Consider the following 15,710-nt stretch of genomic DNA (forward strand, 5'->3'; position numbering starts at 1 on the left):
GCAAGGCTCAGGCGCGAGGGGCGGCACCCCTCGCGATCCCAGTTAGCCGCGCGTAACGATCTGGAAAGACCCGTTCTTGTTGCGGATCACGCAGGAATTGGAGTTCAGGGCCGGCAGGGTCGTGGTTGCGCGCGGTGGTGCGGCGCGGGCGATATTGTTCGGGCAAGCGGGGATCGACACGGGAGCAAAGCCCTGATCGGCCATGCATTGCCCCTCAACCCGGTTGCGCAGGTTCTCGTTGGGATCAAAGGTCACCAGCTCACCGGGGACGTAAAAGCCGCCCGTAACCCTGCATTTATTGTCGGCATTACAGTGGCGCCGCTCGGGCACATAGCGCGGTGGTTCGCGGCGCACTTGGGTAGAGATCGGCACATCGCGCAGCGCCTGCACCTCGCAGGCGGTGGTCGCGCGGTTCACCTGCGCAACACTCGCGCCCGGTTTATAATAGGTATTTAGTGGCGCGCAGGCGGCAGCCCCCAAGGCGATGAGCGTCAGGGCAAAGGCGGCGCGAGAGGGGCGAAGCGATATCGGTTTCATAGCGCCATCATGCCGCTGTTGCGAGGGAATGACAATTGATTTGACCCTTGCCAACCCATCTGTCATGCCCTCTAACCGACCTAAGATAACCCTCACACGATCTTTGCTCAGGGTAAGGAAGCCTTCATGAAAATCATCATTTGCGGTGCAGGGCAGGTGGGTTGGCAGATTGCCCGCCACCTGAGCGGAGAGCGCAACGATGTGACCGTGGTCGACAGCAATGCAGAATTGATCCGCCGCGCCACTGACACGCTGGATGTGCAGGGCATCGCCGGTTTTGCCAGCTACCCTGATGTGCTGGACCGTGCAGGCGCGCGAGACGCCGAGATGATCATCGCCGCGACCCATTCCGATGAGGTCAATATGGTGACCTGTCAGGTGGCGCATTCGGTCTTTGGCATCAACCGCAAGATCGCGCGGTTGCGCAGCCAGTCCTATCTGGATGCCATTTATTCCGACCTCTACCGCCGCGATCACATGCCGATCGACGTCGTGATCTCGCCAGAGAAAGAAGTCGCAACCGCCGCACTTCAGCGCCTCAGCGCGCCGGCGGCTTTCGACACCGAGATTTTCATGGACGGGCAGGCGCAGCTTTTGGGCATTAACATCGACAGCGATTGCCCGGTGGTGAACACGCCGCTGCGTCAGTTGACCGATCTCTTCTCAACCCTGCGCGCCGTGGTCGTGGGGGTGCGCCGCGATGGCACGCTTTTCGCGCCCGAGGCGAAAGACCAGCTGTTCGTTGGCGATGACTGCTATGTCTTTTCGCATCACGATGACATCGCCCGCACGATGGAGATTTTCGGCAAGCAGACCACCAAGCAAGAACGTGTTGTGCTTGTGGGTGGCGGCAATGTCGGGTTGACCGTGGCCCAACACCTTGAGGCCGGGCCGCTGCGCGTGCGCACCAAGATGATCGAGAAAAATCGCAAATCCGCCGAACGCGCCGCCGAGGCGTTAGAGCGGACCATCGTGCTGCACGGGGATGGCCTTGATGCGGCCTTGCTTGCCGAAGCAGGGATCAGCCGCGCCGATGCGATGCTGGCGGTGACGGACGACGATAAGACTAACATGCTGTCTTGCGTGCGCGCCAAGGCCGAAGGCTGCCCCTATGTGATCGCGCTGATCAATGACCCGACGTTGGTGCCGCTGATGACCCACCTTGGGATCGACGCCTATATCAACCCGCGTGCCACGACCGTTAGCTCGATCCTGCGCCACATCCGTCATGGGCGGGTGCGGGCGGTCTATTCCATCGGCGATGCCGAGGCCGAGGTGATTGAGGCCGAGGTACTCTCCACTTCGCCCCTCGCGGGCAAGAAAGTTTCAGATATCGACTTCCCCGAAGGCGTGCTGATCGGCATGCTGCGCAAAGAAGGTAAAGTGATCCGCCCCATGGGCAGCACCCGGATTGATGAGGGCGATGTGGTAGCACTCTTTGCTTTGGCCGAAGACGTGCCGCGGGTTGAGCAGCTTTTGCAGGTCTCGATCGACTTTTTCTAAGCGCAGGAGCGCCGTGTGACGCAACCGACCAGCATCCGTCCCACCGGCAACCGCCCGACCGGCATCCGCCGCGAGATCGTGCAGCTGCCGCTGTTCCTGCAATTGTTCGGCGTCTCTGCTGTGTCGATGATCCTGCCCTCAATTCACGGGCTGGTGGTGAATGACCACCTGGCCAGCCGCGCCTTTCTCTATGCGGGTCTGTTGGGACTTGTCGCCTTTACGCTCATTGCCATCGCCCATGCCGGGCGCAAACCCTTGGACGGCGCACTTGGGCCGCTCTTGTCGCTGCTCTCTGCCTTTGTGTTTCTGCCAGTTTTTTTCGCAGTGCCTTTCCTTGAGGCGCTGCCGACCACGCGCTTTGTGAATGTCTATTTCGAAATGGTCAGCGCCCTGACCACCACGGGCGCTACGATGTTCGAAAACCCCGCACGGCTGAGTAACACGCTGCATCTGTGGCGTGCGCAGGTCGGCTGGATGGGCGGCTTGCTCATGTGGGTCACGGCGTCGGCGATTCTGGCACCGTTGCACTTGGGTGGGTTTGAGGTGACCGCACAGGCCGAACCCGGTCGGCCCGATGACCGTATGGGCGCTCGGATGGGCAAGATCACCCCGCGCCAACGCCTGCTGCGGACAACACAGGCATTGCTGCCGATCTACACCGGGCTGACGCTGCTGCTTTGGCTCTTGCTGGTAATCGGTGGAGAGACGGCCTTGGTGGCGCTTTGTCACGCGATGTCGGTGATGGCGACTTCTGGCATTTCGCCTATCGGCGGGGTCGATAATGCGCAGATTGGGGTCTCAGGCGAAGCAGTGATGATGCTGTTTATGCTTTTTGCTCTGTCGCGGCTCACCTTTTCTAAGGATACGGTCACGGCGACCCAAGGCGGGCTGATGACCGACCCTGAGTTTCGCATTGGCCTTCTTGTCGTTATTGGTGTGCCTTTGCTGCTTTTCGCCCGCCACTGGATCGGTGCGTTTGAGGTTGAGGTTGAGGTCGATGGTGCCCGCGCGCTTCAGGCGCTTTGGGGGGGGCTGTTTACGGTGCTATCCTTTCTCACGACCACCGGATTTGTGTCAGAGCATTGGTCCGATGCGCAGAGCTGGTCGGGCCTGCGTACGCCGGGCCTGGTTCTCATGGGGCTTGCGCTGATCGGCGGCGGGGTGGCCACCACGGCGGGCGGTGTGAAACTGCTGCGGGTATTCGCGCTCTATCAAAACGGCGTGCGCGAGATGGACCGTCTGGTCTATCCCAATTCCGTCAGCGGGGCCGGTGCGGCGGGGCGGCGGCTGCAAAGTAACGGCGCGTTCATCGCGTGGATTTTCTTCATGCTTTTTGCCATGTCGCTGGCTGGCGTCACCTTGCTACTGACCCTCACCGGTACGTCCTTTGATGCGGCTTTGGTCATGTCGGTCGCCACACTGTCCACAACCGGGCCGTTGATCGAACATGCCGCCGACACGCCCATTCGCCTGATTGAACTGGGGCTGGCCGCAAAAATCATTCTGAGCGGCGCAATGGTACTGGGGCGGCTCGAAACTTTGGCGATTATTGCGCTGATGACCCCGAATTTGTGGCGCGCCTGACACGTTTGTCCCCAGAACTGTCCTAGACCGCTGATATTGGGGCTGGAAACTCGCGCTTTCGCACTCCATACTTGGCTTAACGGGGGGGTCCGGTACGCGGACGCCAGCAAGAACAAAAGGCGAGACTACCATGGCGTCAGACAGACAGAACCTTCAGGATGCGTTCCTAAACCACGTCCGCAAGACCAAGGTCCCGGTAACCATTTTTCTGATCAATGGGGTTAAGCTGCAAGGCGTCATTACCTGGTTTGATAATTTTTGCGTTCTGCTGCGCCGTGATGGCCAATCGCAACTTGTCTACAAGCATGCGATTTCGACCATTATGCCAAGCCAGCCGATCAGCCTTTATGAGGGCGAAGACGCTTCTTGAGCCGTCCAACTTTTCAGATCGATAACAGCGACGGACCCCGCGTAACGCGCGCCTGGGTGCTGCATCCTGATATCAAAACCGATAACGACCGGCGCGCGCCAGAGCCCGCGCTGGCCGAAGCTGTGGCATTGGCCGAAGCACTTCCAGAGCTTGAGGTTGTGGGAGCCGAAGTCGTGCCCCTGCGCACCGTTCATGCCGGAATGTTGTTTGGCAAAGGCAAGATCGAAGAGCTTGAGCAGCGCATGAAGGCGGCGGAAGTCGAGCTTGTGTTGGTCGACGGCCCCGTCACGCCCGTGCAGCAGCGCAACCTTGAGAAGGCTTGGGGCGTCAAACTGCTTGACCGCACCGGGCTGATTCTCGAAATTTTTAGCGACCGTGCCGCCACCCGTGAAGGTGTGTTGCAGGTCGAAATGGCAGCATTGAACTATCAGCGTACACGTCTGGTGCGGGCTTGGACCCACCTTGAGCGTCAGCGGGGCGGTTTGGGCTTTGTTGGTGGTCCGGGGGAGACCCAGATCGAGGCTGACCGCCGCGCCATTGACGACCAATTGGTGCGCTTGCGCCGCCAGTTGGAAAAGGTCGTGAAAACCCGCGCTTTGCACCGCGCCGCGCGGGCCAAAGTGCCTTTTCCGATCGTCGCACTTGTGGGCTATACCAACGCCGGGAAATCCACGCTTTTCAACCGCTTGACTGGGGCGGAGGTCATGGCAAAAGACATGCTCTTTGCCACGCTAGACCCGACGATGCGCAGCCTTGTGCTGCCGGACGGGCCTGAGATCATTTTGAGCGATACTGTGGGCTTCATCTCTGATCTGCCGACCGAGCTTGTCGCTTCCTTCCGCGCCACGCTCGAAGAGGTGCTGGCCGCCGATATCATCTGCCACGTGCGCGATGTGTCCCACGCCGAGACCGAAGAACAGGCCCAAAACGTGCGCGATATCCTTGCATCCTTAGGCGTGCCGAAAGAGACCCGCAGCTTTGAGGTTTGGAACAAGCTCGACCTGCTGCCCGAAGACCGTGCCGATGCCATGCGTGCTCGCGCTGCGCGCAATGATGATTTGCTGGCGATTTCGGCCATCACCGGCGAAGGGCTAGAGGCGCTGCAAGAGACCATTGCCGAAGCGCTCCAAGGTGCGGTGCGCGAGGCGGTGCTGACCCTTGGCTTTTCCGACGGCAAAAAACGCGCCTGGCTGTTTGCGCAGGATGTGGTTGAGGGCGAACGTCAGACCGAAGACGGATTTGAAATCACCGTCCGTTGGTCCGCGCGGCAAGAGGCTGAATTTCAGCAGAATTGAGAGCGGTGGCGCACGCCGGGGCAGTTTTTTTGCCCGGCTGGGATCGAAATTTGTCCGCTGCGCCGCATATGGTGATGCGATCTTTTATGGAGCACGGCCATGACCCTCGTCATTCTTTATGCTTCCACTGTGGTTGTCTTTCTCGGGCTTGATTTCCTCGGCCTGACCTACCTCATCAAACCAGTGTTTGAGCGTGCCATCGGCGATTGGCTTTTGGATGAGTTTCGAGTCGCGCCCGCGCTGATCTTCTATGCTTTCTTTGTCGCGGTGGTGCTCTGGTTCGTATCGTGGCCTGCGATGGCGCAGGACCATTCGCTGCTTTGGGTCTTTGGCAACGCGCTGCTGATCGGCGCGATGGGCTATGGCACCTATGAATTCACCAATCTGGCGACGCTCAAAGATTGGACATGGGCCATGGTGGCGCGAGACTTTACGTGGGGGTCGCTGTTGACCGGCACGGCGGCAACAGCTGGTGTTGCGCTCACCCGCGCGCTGACCTAACGGCCGTTTTCGGTCGACCAGCGCCAAGCGCCCGGCTGCAGCCCGGCCAATTCCCAATCGCCTACGCTGGCGCGGATCAGCCTGAGCGTGGGCAGGTCCACATGCGCCGTCATGCGTCGCACCTGGCGGTTGCGCCCCTCGCGGATGGTGATGCGCAGCCAAGCGTCCGGCACCGTCTTGCGAAAACGCACCGGCGGGTCGCGCGGCCAGAGGGTCTCGGGCGCGTCGATCTGATCGACTTCAGCGGGTTTGGTAAGGCCGTCTTTCAGGTCCACACCCTTGCGTAGCGCCTCTAGCGCCGCAGCGTCCGGCGTGCCTTCGACCTGTACCAGATAGGTCTTGGGCCGTTTGTACTTGGGATGCGCGATGCGGGCCTGTAGCGGGCCGTGGTCGGTCAGCACCAGCAATCCTTCGCTGTCGCGGTCCAGCCGTCCAGCGGGGTAAAAACCCTTCTCGTCGATATAGGTCGACAGGGTTGGGCGGCTGCTGCCCTCGGTGCCCTTGTCGGTGAATTGCGATAGTACGCCGTAAGGTTTGTTCAGCAGGATTACGCGGGCGGTCATTGTGTAGGCTCCAAGCGGGTCACACCGACGGCAGCAGCGCGGGCCAATTCGGCGTCTAGCGACATCGGGATATATTCACCGCGCCGCCAGAGTTGCGCCATATCGTCATAATGGCGCGACAGGAAATGCCCCGATTGCCCGGTCGAGGTTACGAAAACCGAACTGTCGGGATCGGCAAAATCATAGACCCCGCGATAGCCCGCGCCATGCACGTTATAAAACGGGTCTTTCCCAGTGCCGCGGGTCAGCCCACGTTGCAGCGTGTTGTCTCCGCCCGAGGTCGATTGCCGGATGTTCACGAAGTAGCGCAACAGCGGCACCTCGCCCAGCACCGGGTGATCATGTGTCGCCTGATGCGCGTCGCCCCAGCGGAGGGATTCGAGCTGCGTGCCCCATGTCTCATTGATCCACAAAAGCGCGTCATCGAGCGCCAGTCGCGCCATATCGTGGCAGGTCTCAACCGGGGCGGATTGGCGCACGTCGCACCATTTTGAAGCGCCTTGCACATCGCGGAAGGCACGTTCGACAAAGAGCGGCTGAACGTGGGTGAAGTCCTCGGCCAAGGGGCCCAATTCGTCGCGGATCAGACGGTCCTGCAAGGCGCGGACCCACGCAGCATAGATCAGCGGTTCGGGCAGATGTTCGTTCATCTCTCCTGACCAGCCCGCCAGCAGGTCCAGCGCGCGCTGGCGTTGACGCTCTGGCGTGCCGTCGGGGGCGGCCTCTCCGGTGAACCACAGCTCGGCGCCGATTAGGGGCAAGAGAGCACGTGCGGTAGGGCTGACAGTATCAAGCTGCGCCTCGATGAAGCTGTCGCGGGTGTGGACCTCGCGGTTCTGCATCAAGCGTTGCCAGCGTTGCACCCGCTGCGTGTCGCCCCAGACGAAAGAGACATGATTGGGGAAGGGGCGGTCGACGGTCTTGTTGTTGGTGTTGCCCAAGATGCCGCCCGCCGGGGCGATGAATTCGGGGTTGGCGGTATAGGGCATCATGCCGTCCCAGCGGTTTTCGGCGATCCAGCCGGGGCTGGGCATGCGACCTTGGCTTTGATGCTGCGCATCGCGGCGCGGCAGGGCGCCGATGGTCTTCATGGCGATCGTGTCACGGTCCACCAGTGTGAGGTTTTGTGCGGGGGCGACATAGTCGGTCGCGGCGTTGATGGCCTGCTGTACCGATTTCGCACGCATCACCTTCATTGCGGCAGCGAGCGAGCTGTCGTCGTCGCGCAGCAGCGTCGAGGCGAGAGAGGCCACATGGCCCGCCGGTGTAATTTCGCCAAGGTTGTAGTGGCTGCTGGGAAGCACTGGGCCATTGTCCGTCCAGCGCAGTGTAACGGTCACGGGGTCGGCGTCTTTGATGTTGATGATTGAGGAGCGTTTGCGGAATTTCTTGAACCCATCCGGGGTGCGATATTCCTCGCTGTTGTCGGGGTTCAGCTCTTCAATATAGACGTCTTGGTCGTCGACATAGGCGGTGGTGAGCCCCCAGCCTAAATCGGCGCTGCGCCCTGTCAGGACCACCGGCATGCCGGGGATGGTGCCGCCGATGACGCCGCCGGTTTCAAGCTCCAGCCGGGCCAAATACCAGATCGCCGGGGCACTGAAGCCCAGATGCGGGTCATTGGCCAGAAGCGTGCCGCCCGCCGCTGAACGCGAAGGCGCCGCGGCCCAGGCGTTCGACGCCCCAGAAAAAGCTTGCGGTTTGAAGGGGGAGAGCGGATGGCCCGGATTGGACGTTGCAGAGGCAAAGTGCCGGGCATCGGGGAACAGGGCTGCATATTCGGGCAGAGCTGCGACGCCCGAGCCCGGCACATCGGGCAGAATGTCTTTCACTCTGTCTTCGTCGGTCAATGCCAAAGACACCCGGGCGCGCAGGACTTCGGCCTCAAGATGGCCAGACATTTGCAGCCCCATAAGCTTTGCAATGGCCAACGAATCCGCCGGGCGCCATGGGGCCATCGGGGCATTAAAGAGCCACATCTCAGGCGCGCCACGGCCAAGCGCTTCGGTGTTGATCTGGTCGAGGCGGGCGTTGATCCCCGCCGCATAGGCTTCCAGCGCGGCGTCGGTTTCGGGGTCTAACTGCTCGGCTGAACGTGTCGCAAGACGGTAGATGTCATAGCGCCGCATCAGCTTGTCGGTGGTGATCGTCGAGGTGCCGAAGACCTCCGACAGCCGCCCCTGGGCGGTGCGACGCAGAGTAATAAGTTGCCACAACCGGTCCTGTGCATGGGCGAAACCAAGCCCAAAGAAGACGTCTTCGTCCGTCTCGCCAAAAACATGCGGCACATTGGCGTTGTCGCGCACGACCTCAACAGGCGCGCTGACACCCCGCACCTGAACCGTATCGTCATAGTCGGGCAGAGAGCGTGCGGCGAACCAATAGACCAGCAGCAGCACCACGACGCTCAGTGTGATGAGAAACACCGCCAAACGGACAAGCCAGCGAAACATCAATGCCATCGGAAAGTCCTCGACTGGCGCGCAGATTGACCGGGGCGCGCAGGGTGGTAGGTGTAGTCACAGGCAATAACGCAACTGAATGATAAGGAAAAGCACATGGCAAAGCTCGCGTTTCTAGGACTGGGCGTCATGGGCGCCCCAATGGCAGGGCACCTGCAAAAGGCCGGCCACGATGTGACCGTCTATAACCGCACTGAAAGTAAAGCGCAGGACTGGGTAAAAACCTATGGCGGTGCTATGGCCAAGACCCCGCGCGAGGCGGCAAAGGATGCGGATTTTGTCATGTCCTGCGTGGGCAATGACGATGATCTGCGCTCAGTCTGTCTGGGAGATGAAGGCGCTTTTGGTGCTATGACGGCGGGGGCGATCTTTGTTGATCACACGACCGTTTCGGCGGCTGTCACCCGCGAGCTTTATGCCGCTGCCAATGACGCGCAGGTCAGCTTTGTCGACGCGCCGATCTCAGGCGGTCAGGCAGGAGCGGAAAACGGCCAACTGTCGGTGATGTGTGGCGGCGACAAAGCTGCGTTCGACCGCGCGCTGCCGATCATGGAGGTCTATTCCAAGATTTGCCGCCGCATTGGCGACAGCGGCGCGGGCCAGATGACCAAGATGTGCAACCAGATCGCCATTGCCGGGCTGGTGCAGGGGCTCTCCGAAGCGCTGCATTTTGCCGAGAAGGCGGGGCTTGATGGCCGCGCGGTGGTCGAGGTGATCAGTCAAGGCGCTGCGGGGTCTTGGCAGATGGCGAACCGCTACGAGACGATGCTGGATGATGAGTTCGAGCATGGTTTTGCCGTGGATTGGATGCGCAAGGACCTTGGCATTTGTTTGGACACAGCGGATGAAACGGGAGCGAGCCTGCCGGTCACGGCGCTGGTCGATCAGTTCTACAAAGACGTGCAAAAGCAGGGCGGTGGGCGTTGGGATACGTCGAGCCTGATCAAACGCTTGCGCGCGATGGGCTAAGCCTTACCGCAAAGGAAAAAGGGCAGCGCCGGTTAAGACTGGCGCTGCCCTTCAAAGACCATAGGTCGGCCCAGATTTAGGGGATGATCCGCGTGTATTTCGTGCCTTCCAGCGTCGCACCGATGCGCAGGCCTGCGCGGCCAAAGACCGCTGCCAGAACGGGGGCCATCACGGTTGTGGTATCGGCGCTCACGCTGTCACCTTTGTCGGAAATCACATATTCCAGACCGGCCCCAGCCGCCCAACCGGGCGAGGTGCGGAAATCGCGCAACGCGGGTTCAGTCATGAAAAACAGAACATGCGCGTATTGCTGTGCACCGATCTGCAACCCGCCTGAGGCTTTGGTTACCGAATAGTAATCCACCGTTACATTGTTCACGCGCAGCGCGCCGCGCCCGTATGCGCCGCCAAAGCCAAGACCCGCTTCGGTGACCAGCGGCATGACCAACATGCCGTTGGCCTTTTCGGCCAGTTGTCGCGTGTTAGGATAGCTGCGGTACATCTCGGCCAAAGTCGCGTCGACGCGCGCGTCGATCATGGCGCTGCCACGCCCGCCCACGCCGTTGCCGCATGCCGCGGTCACGCCAAGCGCCGAGAGGGCGCCCAAAGTCACGATGCGCCGGTTGTAAGTTTGCTTGCTCATTTTATCTGCCTGTATAAGATCGGTTGCCTGCCTGCCGGTTTTCCCAGCTTGAGCGCGAGATTACGCATAATCATGCGCTTTGTCATGTTGATTGGACCCTTTGCGCAGATTTACGCCCCTAGGTCACGCGTTTTTGGCCAAAAGCCGGGCAACATCGGGGGCAAAGTAGGTCAACACCCCATCACAGCCCGCGCGTTTGAAGGCCAAAAGGCTCTCCATCATCACCCGTTCGCCATCGACCCAGCCTTGATCCGCTGCACCGCGGATCATGCTATATTCGCCGGAAACCTGATAGGCGAAGGTCGGTGCGCCGAAGGCGTCTTTCACACGGCGGCAGATATCCAGGTAAGGCATGCCGGGTTTTACCATGACCATATCCGCGCCCTCAGACAGATCGCGCGCCACTAGCCGGAGCGCTTCATCGCTGTTGGCGGGATCCATCTGATAGGTCTTCTTATCGCCCGTGAGTGCCGAGGAGGCACCCACGGCATCGCGGAACGGCCCGTAGAAAGCACTGGCGTATTTGGCGGCATAGCTCAGGATCATGACATCGTGGTGCCCAGCCTTTTCAAGGGCTTCGCGGATCGCGCCGATGCGGCCATCCATCATGTCCGAGGGGCCGATGATATCCGCCCCGGCTTCGGCCTGGGCCAGCGCCATTTTGACCAGCGCCTCAACCGTGCGGTCATTCACGATGATGCCGTCTTCGACAAAACCGTCATGGCCGTTGATGTTATAGGTATCCAGCGCCACATCGGTCATCACCACCATGTCAGGCAGCGCCTGCTTAATCGCGGCAATCGCGCGGTTGGTGGCATTCTGCGGATCCCACGCGCGGGCGCAATCCTCGGTACGGTCTTCGGGGCCGGTATAGGGAAAGACGCAGACCGCGCCGATACCCAACTCAGCCGCCTCGCGCACTGCCTCGACCAGCTTATCGACCGAACGGCGCATGACGCCGGGCATGGAAGGGATCGGCTCTTCCACGCCTTCACCGTCGCGCACGAACACCGGCCAGATCAGATCGCCCAGTTGCAGGTTATTCTCGCGCACCAGCGCGCGAATACCGGCGTTGGCACGGGTGCGGCGCAGACGTGTCGCGGGGAAGGGGGCTTGAACGGGTTGCATCAATTTTACCTCAGAATGGCTTGGCACGGGCTTGCCATGTATTTTTGAACGCCTCAACCCTATGAATTGCCGCACCGGACAGCTAAGAGATGCGAACTTAATTTTCGGACGAGCACGCCTTGGACTGGTATCAGACCCTTTTCGAAATGATCGACATGCGCTCTTTCTCGAACCTTTGGTTCTGGATCGCGCTGGCGGTGATGTGGTCCACGGCAAGCCATTGGGTGCTGGGCGTGCCCTTTGACATGGTGTTGCGCGCCCGGCGTCACGGGGGTGACACGCAGGCTGATCTCGAAGACATCGTGCGGATTAATGTGAACCGGCTGCTCTATATCTCTCAAGTTTCAGGGCTTTGGCTGTTGGGGCTGGGGTTCTTTGCGCTGACCACTTTGGTGCTTTTGGGCTTTGTCTATGACATCGAATTTGCGCAGGCCTTGCTGCTGCTCGGCTTTCCCATGTCGTTGGTTGGGCTGCTGAGCCTGTCGACCGCGCGGCTGATCCGTATTGAGGGGTCCAGCGGTGATGTATTGCAGCGGCGTCTGATGCGGCACCGGCTCTATACTCAGATCATCGGCATGGTCGCGATCTTTGTGACCGCGCTTTGGGGAATGTATCAAAATCTAAACCTTGGCCCGCTCGCGGGTTGACAGGCCACGCCGCAGGCCCAATTGAGACCCGATGAACGATCCGCGCAATATCACCCTCTCCGGCGTTCCCGAAGGCTTTGATGCCCGCGCCATCCTTGATGAAATCGCCAAGGGCGGCCAGCCGGTGGCCCATGTGGCGCGCGATGACAAGCGGATGGCCGCGATGCAGGCCGCCCTGCGGTTTTACGCGCCTGATATGCCGGTCTTCACTTTCCCAAGCTGGGATTGCCTGCCCTATGACCGCGTCTCGCCCAATGCTGATATCTCTGCGCAGCGCATGGCGACTTTGGCGGCGCTGGTGCATGGGATGCCGGATCAGTTTGTCCTGCTGACGACGCTGAATGCTGCGAGCCAGCGTATCCCTGCGCGCGACACATTGCGCGATGCGGCCTTTGCGGCGCGGGTGGGCAGCCGTATCGACGAGAAAGCCCTGCGTCATTTTCTGGTACGGATGGGTTTTGTGCAAAGCCCCACGGTGATGGAGCCGGGCGACTACGCGGTGCGCGGCGGGATTATCGACATTTACCCGCCCGGGGATCTTGGCCCGGTGCGGCTCGACCTTTTCGGCGATGTGCTGGACGGCGCGCGGCGCTTTGATCCGGCGACGCAGCGGACAACGGAAAAGCTTGATCTGGTCGAACTGGCCCCGGTCAGCGAAGTGATTTTGGACGACGCGGCAATCACCCGCTTCCGGCAGAACTACCGCATCGAATTTGGCGCGGCAGGTACCGATGATCCGCTGTATGAAGCGATCAGCGCCGGGCGCAAACATCAGGGCGCGGAGCATTGGCTGGCGTTCTTCCACGACAATCTAGAGACGCTGTTTGATTACCTGCCCAAGGCCACGATCACGCTGGACGATCAACTGACGCCCATGCGCCTCGCGCGGTGGGACACGATTGCCGACCAATATGAGACGCGGCAACTGGCGATGAAAACGCGCTCTAAGATGGACAGCGTCTATAAACCTGCGCCGCCCGAAGGGCTTTACCTAACCGATGACGCTTGGGAAGCAGCGCTGGTTGGGCGTCGGGTGATCCAATTCAACCCATTGCCGCAGCCGACAGGACCGGGCGTCTTAGACGCAGGGGCACGGATCGGGCGCAACTTTGCGCCGGAGCGTCAGCAGGAATCTATCAGCCTTTTCGGCGCTTTGGCGTCTCAAATTAAAGCAAAGCTTGAAGTTGGGCCGGTGCTGATTGCCAGCTATTCTGACGGCGCGCGGGAACGGCTGACGGGGCTGATCGAAGACGAAGGTCTGGCCGAAGCAATCCCGGTGACAGATGCCACGCGGATCGGCAAACGCGGGCTGCATTTGGCCGTCTGGGCGCTGGAGCATGGGTTCGAAGCGCCGGGGATGACGGTGATCTCTGAGCAGGATGTGCTGGGTGATCGGCTGATCCGCGCACCGAAACGCAAGCGCCGGGCCGAGAACTTCTTGACCGAAGCGCAAAGCCTCAGCCCCGGCGATCTGGTGGTTCATGTGGACCACGGTATCGGGCGCTATCATGGCATGGAAGTGGTGACCGCTGCGGGCGCTGCACATGAATGCCTCGTCTTGGAATATGCCGAGCAATCAAAGCTTTATCTGCCTGTAGAGAACATTGAACTGCTGTCGCGTTACGGCCATGACGAAGGGCTGCTGGACAAGCTCGGCGGTGGCGCGTGGCAGTCGAAAAAGGCCAAACTCAAAGAGCGCATCCGCGAGATGGCCGACAAGCTTATCCGCATCGCCGCCGAACGCGCGCTGCGCAAAGCGCCGGTGCTCGACCCGCCTCCGGGCATGTGGGACGCATTCTCGGCCCGGTTCCCTTATACCGAGACCGACGACCAGCTGCGCGCCATTGGCGATGTGGTGGATGACCTGACCAGCGGCAACCCGATGGACCGTCTGATTTGCGGCGATGTGGGCTTTGGTAAAACCGAAGTCGCCATGCGCGCGGCCTTTGTTGCGGCGATGTCGGGCGTTCAGGTCGCGGTGATCGCGCCGACGACGCTGCTTGCCCGGCAGCACTACAAAAGCTTTGCCGAACGCTTCCGCGGTTTTCCGATTGAAGTGCGCCAACTGAGCCGTTTCGTCTCGGCAAAGGAGGCGACGGCGACGCGCGACGGTATGGCTAAAGGCACGGTTGATATCGTCATTGGCACCCATGCGCTGCTCGCCAAAGGCATTCGGTTCAAGGATCTTGGCCTGTTGGTGATTGACGAAGAACAGCATTTTGGGGTGAGTCATAAGGAACGGCTTAAGTCCCTGCGGACCGACATCCATGTGCTGACCCTGACCGCCACTCCGATTCCGCGCACCTTGCAGCTGTCGCTGACCGGCGTGCGCGATCTGTCGGTTATCGGCACGCCGCCTGTCGATCGTCTGTCGATCCGTACCTATGTGAGCGAGTTCGACGCGGTGACGATCCGCGAGGCGCTTTTGCGCGAGCATTATCGAGGCGGGCAGAGTTTCTACGTCGTGCCCCGCCTCAGCGACCTGCGCGAGATTGAGGATTTCTTGCAGGCGCAATTGCCAGAGCTTTCTTATGTCGTCGCCCACGGGCAGATGGCACCGGGCGAGTTGGATGATCGGATGAACGCCTTCTACGATGGTAAATTCGACGTTCTATTGGCGACGACGATTGTCGAATCCGGGCTCGATATCCCGACCGCCAACACGATGGTTGTGCACCGTGCCGATATGTTCGGTCTGGCGCAGCTCTATCAAATCCGGGGCCGCGTGGGCCGCTCGAAAACCCGCGCCTATGCGTACCTCACGACCAAGCCGCGCGCCAAGCTGACGGATACGGCCCAGAAACGTTTGCGGGTGTTGGGCAGCCTCGACACGCTCGGTGCGGGCTTTACGCTGGCGTCCCAAGACCTTGATATTCGCGGGGCGGGCAACCTCTTGGGCGAAGAGCAGTCGGGCCAGATGCGCGATGTGGGTTTTGAGCTGTACCAGTCGATGCTGGAAGAGGCGATTGCCAAAATCCGGGCGGGTGAGATGGAAGGCCTCAGCGAGGCCGATGAGCAATGGGCGCCGCAGATTAACCTTGGCGTGCCGGTGTTGATCCCCGAAGACTATGTGCCTGATCTCGATGTGCGGCTTGGCCTCTACCGCCGCCTCAGCGAGCTGTCGACTAAGGTGGAGCTTGAAGGCTTTGCCGCCGAATTGATCGACCGGTTCGGCAAACTGCCGAAAGAGGTTAACACGCTGATGCTGGTGGTGCGGATCAAGGCGATGTGCAAACGCGCCGGGATCGCTAAACTTGATGGCGGGCCAAAGGGCGCGACAATCCAGTTCCACAATGACAAATTCGCCTCGCCGGAGGGGCTGGTGCAGTTCATTCAGGATCAGCGCGGGTTGGCCAAAGTGAAAGACAACAAGATCGTCGTGCGCCGCGATTGGAAGTCGGATGCGGATAAGATCAAAGGCGCCTTTGCCATCGCGCGTGACCTTGCCGAACATGTGATCGCCAAGGAAAAACTTGCGAAGAAGGCCAAAGCCAAGGGCTAAACCCCA

13 protein-coding genes are annotated in these 15,710 nt (G+C 60.7%); 8 read left to right on the top strand and 5 right to left on the bottom strand.

Going from position 1 to position 15,710, the window contains the following annotated elements; genetic code table 11:
• Positions 1-42: 42 nt before the first annotated feature.
• Positions 43-537: a hypothetical protein gene (locus tag DSM14862_RS06900; protein ID WP_243254342.1), complete on the bottom strand. Its 495-nt coding sequence runs from the start codon at positions 535-537 to the stop codon at positions 43-45.
• Between the two features lie 126 nt (positions 538-663).
• On the opposite strand from DSM14862_RS06900, the gene trkA reads away from it, so the two are divergent.
• The 5 genes from trkA to DSM14862_RS06925 all read left to right on the top strand — a co-directional run bounded on the left by trkA (position 664) and on the right by DSM14862_RS06925 (position 5,790).
• On the top strand, positions 664-2,040 hold the full coding sequence (gene trkA, locus DSM14862_RS06905) for a Trk system potassium transporter TrkA (protein ID WP_007119528.1): 1,377 nt from the start codon (positions 664-666) through the stop codon (positions 2,038-2,040).
• Between the two features lie 15 nt (positions 2,041-2,055).
• Positions 2,056-3,624 carry a TrkH family potassium uptake protein gene (locus tag DSM14862_RS06910; protein WP_007119529.1) on the top strand — a complete coding sequence of 523 codons (1,569 nt, stop codon included), beginning with the start codon at positions 2,056-2,058 and terminating at the stop codon, positions 3,622-3,624.
• Positions 3,625-3,754: 130 nt separating this feature from the next.
• Positions 3,755-3,994, top strand: coding sequence for an RNA chaperone Hfq (hfq, locus tag DSM14862_RS06915; RefSeq protein WP_007119530.1), 240 nt, complete (start codon positions 3,755-3,757; stop codon positions 3,992-3,994).
• A complete protein-coding gene (hflX, locus tag DSM14862_RS06920; protein ID WP_007119531.1) occupies positions 3,991-5,289 on the top strand; it encodes a GTPase HflX in 1,299 nt (432 codons plus the stop codon). Before hfq ends, hflX begins: the two co-directional genes overlap by 4 nt.
• A 99-nt stretch (positions 5,290-5,388) precedes the next feature.
• A complete protein-coding gene (locus DSM14862_RS06925; RefSeq protein ID WP_007119532.1) occupies positions 5,389-5,790 on the top strand; it encodes a DUF2177 family protein in 402 nt (133 codons plus the stop codon).
• Here the strand turns inward: DSM14862_RS06925 and DSM14862_RS06930 are convergent.
• Complete coding sequence (locus DSM14862_RS06930) at positions 5,787-6,353, bottom strand: pseudouridine synthase (RefSeq protein ID WP_007119533.1); 567 nt, start codon at positions 6,351-6,353, stop codon at positions 5,787-5,789. The two genes, DSM14862_RS06925 and DSM14862_RS06930, sit on opposite strands and share 4 nt — an antisense overlap.
• On the bottom strand, positions 6,350-8,815 hold the full coding sequence (locus DSM14862_RS06935; RefSeq protein WP_007119534.1) for a penicillin acylase family protein: 2,466 nt from the start codon (positions 8,813-8,815) through the stop codon (positions 6,350-6,352). Before DSM14862_RS06935 ends, DSM14862_RS06930 begins: the two co-directional genes overlap by 4 nt.
• Before the next feature lie 96 nt (positions 8,816-8,911).
• Between DSM14862_RS06935 and DSM14862_RS06940 the strand changes: the two genes are divergently transcribed.
• On the top strand, positions 8,912-9,784 hold the full coding sequence (locus tag DSM14862_RS06940) for an NAD(P)-dependent oxidoreductase (RefSeq protein WP_007119535.1): 873 nt from the start codon (positions 8,912-8,914) through the stop codon (positions 9,782-9,784).
• A gap of 76 nt (positions 9,785-9,860) precedes the next feature.
• Here the strand turns inward: DSM14862_RS06940 and DSM14862_RS06945 are convergent, their stop codons facing one another.
• A complete protein-coding gene (locus tag DSM14862_RS06945) occupies positions 9,861-10,427 on the bottom strand; it encodes a lipid-binding SYLF domain-containing protein (protein WP_007119536.1) in 567 nt (188 codons plus the stop codon).
• Between the two features lie 123 nt (positions 10,428-10,550).
• Positions 10,551-11,555 carry a porphobilinogen synthase gene (gene hemB, locus DSM14862_RS06950; RefSeq protein WP_007119538.1) on the bottom strand — a complete coding sequence of 335 codons (1,005 nt, stop codon included), beginning with the start codon at positions 11,553-11,555 and terminating at the stop codon, positions 10,551-10,553.
• 119 nt (positions 11,556-11,674) lie between these two features.
• On the opposite strand from hemB, the gene DSM14862_RS06955 reads away from it, so the two are divergent.
• Positions 11,675-12,202 (top strand): hypothetical protein, encoded by a 528-nt coding sequence (locus tag DSM14862_RS06955; RefSeq protein ID WP_007119539.1) that lies wholly within the window; start codon positions 11,675-11,677, stop codon positions 12,200-12,202.
• 31 nt (positions 12,203-12,233) lie between these two features.
• Complete coding sequence (gene mfd / locus DSM14862_RS06960; protein ID WP_007119540.1) at positions 12,234-15,704, top strand: transcription-repair coupling factor; 3,471 nt, start codon at positions 12,234-12,236, stop codon at positions 15,702-15,704.
• Positions 15,705-15,710: the final 6 nt, after the last annotated feature.

Origin of the sequence: Sulfitobacter indolifex (assembly GCF_022788655.1) — a bacterium.
Lineage (GTDB): Bacteria > Pseudomonadota > Alphaproteobacteria > Rhodobacterales > Rhodobacteraceae > Sulfitobacter > Sulfitobacter indolifex.

What these genes read in the sequence shown, in the direction of transcription:
- hemB (WP_007119538.1), bottom strand. Translation starts at nt 11,555, where the DNA reads ATGCAACCCGTTCAAGCCCCCTTCCCCGCGACACGTCTGCGCCGCACC.
- mfd (WP_007119540.1), top strand. Translation starts at nt 12,234, where the DNA reads ATGAACGATCCGCGCAATATCACCCTCTCCGGCGTTCCCGAAGGCTTT.
- DSM14862_RS06935 (WP_007119534.1), bottom strand. Translation starts at nt 8,815, where the DNA reads ATGGCATTGATGTTTCGCTGGCTTGTCCGTTTGGCGGTGTTTCTCATC.
- DSM14862_RS06930 (WP_007119533.1), bottom strand. Translation starts at nt 6,353, where the DNA reads ATGACCGCCCGCGTAATCCTGCTGAACAAACCTTACGGCGTACTATCG.
- DSM14862_RS06945 (WP_007119536.1), bottom strand. Translation starts at nt 10,427, where the DNA reads ATGAGCAAGCAAACTTACAACCGGCGCATCGTGACTTTGGGCGCCCTC.
- hfq (WP_007119530.1), top strand. Translation starts at nt 3,755, where the DNA reads ATGGCGTCAGACAGACAGAACCTTCAGGATGCGTTCCTAAACCACGTC.
- DSM14862_RS06900 (WP_243254342.1), bottom strand. Translation starts at nt 537, where the DNA reads ATGAAACCGATATCGCTTCGCCCCTCTCGCGCCGCCTTTGCCCTGACG.
- DSM14862_RS06925 (WP_007119532.1), top strand. Translation starts at nt 5,389, where the DNA reads ATGACCCTCGTCATTCTTTATGCTTCCACTGTGGTTGTCTTTCTCGGG.
- trkA (WP_007119528.1), top strand. Translation starts at nt 664, where the DNA reads ATGAAAATCATCATTTGCGGTGCAGGGCAGGTGGGTTGGCAGATTGCC.
- DSM14862_RS06940 (WP_007119535.1), top strand. Translation starts at nt 8,912, where the DNA reads ATGGCAAAGCTCGCGTTTCTAGGACTGGGCGTCATGGGCGCCCCAATG.